4 protein-coding genes are annotated in these 4,842 nt (G+C 48.3%); 1 reads left to right on the forward strand and 3 read right to left on the reverse strand.

The features are described 5' to 3' along the window. Both NZ772_13915 and recA read right to left on the reverse strand, forming a co-directional pair. Nucleotides 1–205, reverse strand: a 205-nt coding sequence (locus NZ772_13915) for a hypothetical protein (GenBank protein ID MCS6814645.1), incomplete at its 3' end; no start/stop codon positions are given. Between the two features lie 405 nt (nt 206–610). Next, a complete protein-coding gene (recA, locus tag NZ772_13920) occupies nt 611–1,726 on the reverse strand; it encodes a recombinase RecA (protein MCS6814646.1) in 1,116 nt (371 codons plus the stop codon). A gap of 694 nt (nt 1,727–2,420) precedes the next feature. Between recA and NZ772_13925 the strand changes: the two genes are divergently transcribed. Then, nucleotides 2,421–3,470: a PleD family two-component system response regulator gene (locus NZ772_13925; GenBank protein MCS6814647.1), complete on the forward strand. Its 1,050-nt coding sequence runs from the start codon at nt 2,421–2,423 to the stop codon at nt 3,468–3,470. Nucleotides 3,471–3,479: 9 nt separating this feature from the next. Here NZ772_13925 and NZ772_13930 read toward each other — a convergent pair. Further along, nucleotides 3,480–4,842, reverse strand: a 1,363-nt coding sequence (locus NZ772_13930; GenBank protein ID MCS6814648.1) for an NFACT family protein, incomplete at its 5' end; no start/stop codon positions are given.

The following is a 4,842-nucleotide window of genomic DNA, read 5'->3' on the forward strand; positions in this document are numbered from 1 at the left end:
GTCGGTAGTGACGGCTAATCACCTGATAGGCATAGTCTCCGATCGCCGCTGCCATGGTTGCCTGTTCAGTGGCAGGTGGTGATTGGTTACTTTGGACTTCTTCAGTTGCAACATGGGTAGAGTCAGCCAAGGGACTTGCATCTACATTATTAGTATCTCTGTCAGTATCTCTGGGTTCTGTGGATTGAGTGTGGTCAATGCTCATAGATATTGGGTTCCAGAATGCACACCTTAATCTAACGTTAACCAAAAAAATCCTAACTGTAGCTTGCTTCAAAGATTCATTACAAAAGCTTCCATGGCAGTACGCTGGTGGGTTCAGACATGGCTGATGTGAGGCCCAGAATGAGGACTGAAGTCCTTGCTACGCATGAAGATGGGGGCTAAAGTCCCCACTACGAACGAAGTCTTGGCTACGCATGAAGATGGGGACTAAAGTCCCCACTACGAACGAAGTCTTGGCTACGCATGAAGATGGGGACTAAAGTCCCCACTACGAACGACTACAGATGGTCTAGCTAGACCGTGTACTGAAGGTAAGGGCGGCAAGCAGCTCAAGCACGAGAATCATGCTTCTGTTCAGCAATGCTGCACTATTGCAGGGTTAGCGTTACTCATCATCTAGATCATCATCCAAATCCAAATCAATATCGTCTAAATCGTCGTCATCGTCAGGCCCAATGACTTTTGTTGCTGAGACATCGGCCCCGCCAGCCAACTGTTGCCGTATTTGCTGTTCAATGGTTTTTGCAATCTCAGGATTATCTTCTAGATACTTGATGGCGTTGTCTCGGCCTTGGCTGATATTTTCACCCTTGTAGCTGTACCAAGCACCCCGACGCACAAGGATGCCGATTTCTTCTGCTAGGTCAACAAGGCATCCCATGCTGGAAATACCTTTGCCAAAAATAATGTCAAACTCAGCAATCCGGAATGGAGGTGCTACTTTATTCTTGGCAACTTTGACCTTGGCACGAATGCCATATTCTTCCGTACCCTTCTTCAGGGTTTGAGTCCGTCGGATATCAAGCCGAACGGAGGCATAGAACTTCAATGCCTGTCCGCCAGTAGTGGTTTCAGGGTTGCCGTAGCTCACACCGATCTTTTGCCGTAGTTGATTCAAGAAGACTACTGTGCACCCTGATTTGCCCACACTGCCAGTAATTTTGCGCAGAGCTTGGCTCATGAGGCGGGCCTGTAAGCCAACGTGGGAGTCGCCCATTTCACCTTCAATTTCTGCCCGTGGCACTAGGGCGGCAACTGAGTCTACAACCACGATATCGATCGCCGACGATCGCACCAATTGATCCACAATTTCCAGGGCTGCTTCTCCTGTATCTGGTTGTGATACAAGCAGGTTGTCAATATCCACCCCCAAGTCTCTAGAGTAGAGAGGATCAAGGGCATGTTCAGCATCGACAAACGCCGCCACGCCGCCAGCCTTCTGTACTTCGGCAATAGCGTGTAGAGCCAGCGTTGTTTTACCAGAGCTTTCTGGACCATAAATTTCAATCACTCTTCCCTTTGGCAACCCGCCACCCAATGCTAGGTCTAGGGTGAGAGCACCACTGGAAATTGTTTCTACCTTCATCCGAGAGGCATCGCCCAACCGCATGATCGTGCCTTTACCAAAGGTGCGATCGATCTGAGTCAGCACCATACTCAGTGCCTTCTTGCGCTCTGGGTTGAGATTAGCGAACTGGTCAGACGAGGATTTGGTAGCCATTGGGAGCCATGCAAAAATTTGGAGTAACTGTGTGGTCACTAGGCATCCTAGTGCAGGTAAAGATGACCAAGGTATGCTGCCTGTTAAGATACGCCTTAGTGAGGATACGCATTAGTGTAGTGGAAATTCTCTGAGCAAGATCTGAGAATTACAATATTTGCCAAGGTTACTGCTTGCCAAGATCACCGTTTGCCAAGACCACCAATGGCGAGAACAAATCTAGTAAGTATAAGTGTACCAAGTTTTTCAAATGCCAAGTTGAAGATTTGTAAACTCCTGGCATTAATGTCGGCATACCAAGTATCCAAATTGGCCTATCAGTTCCCTAAAGGATCCCCTAAAGGAGATATTTTCAGAGTAAATTTACATCTAAGGTGCATAAGACAAATTTAATCAAGGCAGCTAGCTTGGGTTTACTGCTTAGTTTTTTATAAAAATTCGATTAACTCATGGGTAACTACTGCAACTGCTGGTTGACTGACAAGCCTTTGACTCAGTACGGCTAACCAGCCACTAGACGAGGACTGTCGCCTCTATCGGCAATGCTACTTAGCAAACAATCTGCACAGGTGGGCTTTGTCTATAGGGATCAAACGTTCAGCTATTAACGGCTAGATTCTTGGTGATTAGCCGCAACTGCATATAGTCCTAGGAGTTAAGTGGTTAGCTATTAAGTGTTACGCTCTCTCAGCTTATGGCAAGCAACCCTTCTAGCCATCGCGGCAATATTTTAGTGGTTGACGACATCCCAGAAAATCTCCTGTTATTGTTTGCAATGCTAAGTCAGCAGGAGTATAGGGTTCATAGAGCTGTCAATGGTCAAATGGCGATCGCGGCTGCTCAAAATCTACAGCCTGAGTTAATTCTGTTGGATGTAGATATGCCAGATATGGATGGTTATCAGGTTTGTCAGGAATTGAAGAGAAACCCTCAAACGTCACATATTCCTGTAATCTTCATTAGTGCCATGAGTCAAACTAGTGACAAGGTTAAGGGCTTTAATGTGGGTGGTGCTGACTATATCACTAAACCGTTTCAACTGGCAGAGGTCTTAGCCAGGGTGGAGAACCAGCTCAAGCTATACCGGATGCAACTGCAACTTGAACACCAAAAGCGTCAGCTTGAGTTACAAAACATTCAGTTGCAGCAAGAAGTTCAAGAGCGACAGAAAGTTGAGGCTGAGCTACAGTTGGCCAATACCAAGCTAGTGCAGTTAGTGAACCTAGATGGGTTGACCCAAGTTGCGAATCGACGGCGGTTTGATGAATGTCTGCAACACGAGTGGCAACGCCTGACAAGAGAGCAAGCACCACTGTCCTTAATTCTGTGTGACATTGATCTGTTTAAGCTCTATAACGACACCTATGGACACCAAATGGGGGATACCTGTCTGCAACAGGTGGCTCAAGTTATTCACAACAGTGCCCGCCGCCCAGCCGATTTGGTAGCTCGCTATGGCGGCGAAGAGTTTGCTGTGATTTTGCCGAATACGACTGCTGACCATGCAAGGTGTGTTGCAGAGTCTATTCGCCAACAGGTGGAAGCGTTGAAGATTCCTCACTGTAGCTCTGTCGTTCAACCCTATGTCACCTTGAGTTTGGGAGTAGCCGGCATAGTACCGACACTGGGTACAGCACCATATACTCTGATTAGCTTGTCCGATCGTGCCTTATATCTGGCTAAACAAGCAGGACGTAACCGAGTTGTACTGAATACCACTCACCTAAATCCGTCGAGCCTGTGAGCATTACATCTATCCCTTGTAATTTGCCGGTGTCATGTCTATGGTTGCAGGTGTTTGGTTAGAGAAGGGCTGGCTGCGACAAGGTTTTCCCCAGATGACGGTCTCTTGCCTATAAACTGCAATACCTGGTTTAGCCCCCTTAGGTTTGTAAACATGCTTGGGAGCAGTGTAAACGATCGGCACTTGGTCACTGTAGCGGGCACGGCTGTGGTAAGCAGTAATATCGGCTGCATACTGTAAATCAGCGTCTGTAATGTTAGCCCCGGGGGATGGCCGTAACAAGACATGGCTGCCAGGAATCTCTTGAGTGTGGAACCAGAGGTCATAGTCCCTAGCGACGCGAAACGTCAGGTGGTCATTTTGGCGGTTGTTGCGTCCTACGTACAGGTCAAAGCCGCTAGGAGTGCGATAGTGATAAAATGCCGCTTCTGACCCAGGGGTCGATCGGCGGTGAGTGTAGCCTGTATCGTCCAAATATCCTTGCTGGATTAGCTCATCACGAATTTCTTCTAGGGCAACAAGGTTTTGGTTGTGATCATCAGCCTCTAACTGCATGAGAGCAACCTCGACCTGTTCTAAGTAGTGAATTTCTGCTTGCACTGCTGTGAGCAAAGGAATAATGGCATCCTGTGCCCGTCGTAACTTTTGATGTTGCTTATAGAGGGCTTGAGCATTTTGCACAGCATTTTTCTCTGGATCAAGAGGAATAGTGATAGGCTCACCAGTCGAGAAGTCTGGTAGGGTAATGCGGGTCATTCCTGGTTGCCAAGCATGGAGGTGCGCCATGAGTAAATCTGCCTGGTTACGGAATTGATCGGCTTGGTCAGCTTGCGTGAGGCGCTGCTGGAACCCATCAGCCTTGGTGCGCAGCTTGGCCAAGAGGCCACTCAGTTTTTGACTAAGGTGATGATGCAATTGTTGAAACTGCTGCTGACTGAGGCGATCGCTATAGTACTCATCCAGTAGGGTATGAATACTGGTCACGGGTGTGCTGATGTCCCAGCCAACTACTGTATAGCCTGTAGATGTCCATCCCGGCTGAAAGGATTGGCTAGCTAATTGTTGTAGCCATTGTTGCCATTGCTGCCATAGTCGTTCCCAATCCTGCCCAGTGAGGGTATTAGTTGATTGCTCCGGATCCAGACTTGCTGATCGCGCCATTGCTGTGATCAGAGGTGTACTTAGACCCCGGTAGGTCTTCAGGAGATTTCTCCGCAAGGTGCCAGGTATTAGGGTCACTCGCTCCTGCCACTGGGATTGAGATTCCTCCAGGGTTGGGATAGCTTCGGTAAGACGGGGCGGTGGTTCGTAGGGGTCGCCAGTTTGAATCGGGCGTAGGCGAGATTGTTGAGCACTAACTTGGTGAGCAGCC

This window comes from Cyanobacteriota bacterium, from assembly GCA_025054735.1.
Lineage (GTDB): Bacteria > Cyanobacteriota > Cyanobacteriia > SKYG9 > SKYG9 > SKYG9.

What these genes read in the sequence shown, in the direction of transcription:
- NZ772_13925 (MCS6814647.1), top strand. Translation starts at nt 2,421, where the DNA reads ATGGCAAGCAACCCTTCTAGCCATCGCGGCAATATTTTAGTGGTTGAC.
- recA (MCS6814646.1), bottom strand. Translation starts at nt 1,726, where the DNA reads ATGGCTACCAAATCCTCGTCTGACCAGTTCGCTAATCTCAACCCAGAG.